The 509-nt window shown below is 57.2% G+C and carries 1 pseudogene; it reads left to right on the plus strand.

From position 1 onward, the window contains the following. Positions 1 to 509: pseudogene (locus tag JCM10914_RS31170) on the plus strand (hypothetical protein); the annotation flags it as partial.

Raw genomic sequence — 509 nt, forward strand, 5'->3', positions numbered from 1 at the left:
CCAGATCAATACCGTCACCGTCCATACGCCGGTCGTTAACTATGCCTCTGTCACGGATGATCAAGCCCATAACCAGAAGACGGTGCCGAATGCTGCGCGCTCTGCCTTCATCCTGGATCGGCCTTTTACCGTGCGGATACCAACATCCGGCCAGCATCGGAACATCCCGGGATACGGTCACCGCGACTATGCCAAGTACATCCGGTCCAAGCAGGTCTACTTCCCGTTTGACGTCTATAGCGGGGACAAGCGTATCTTTTACCCGAAGAACACCTGGATCACGATCCCGACCAACCAGCTCGACACCGAGTTCTTCCTGCCGGTATGGGTGGATGAAGGGGATTACCACGTTTACTTCCGGACCATTGCCGAGAATGCGCCGCCAGACTTCAGCACCCAGCCCAGCGCCAACCTGGAGCTGGCCCACCATGTTGCCACGGACATCGAACCTGTCGAGGTGATCGGCCGCGTCTACGACTTCCGCATCACGGACATCGTCGACTACAATT

This window comes from Paenibacillus sp. JCM 10914, assembly GCF_001315105.1.
GTDB lineage: Bacteria > Bacillota > Bacilli > Paenibacillales > Paenibacillaceae > Paenibacillus_AQ.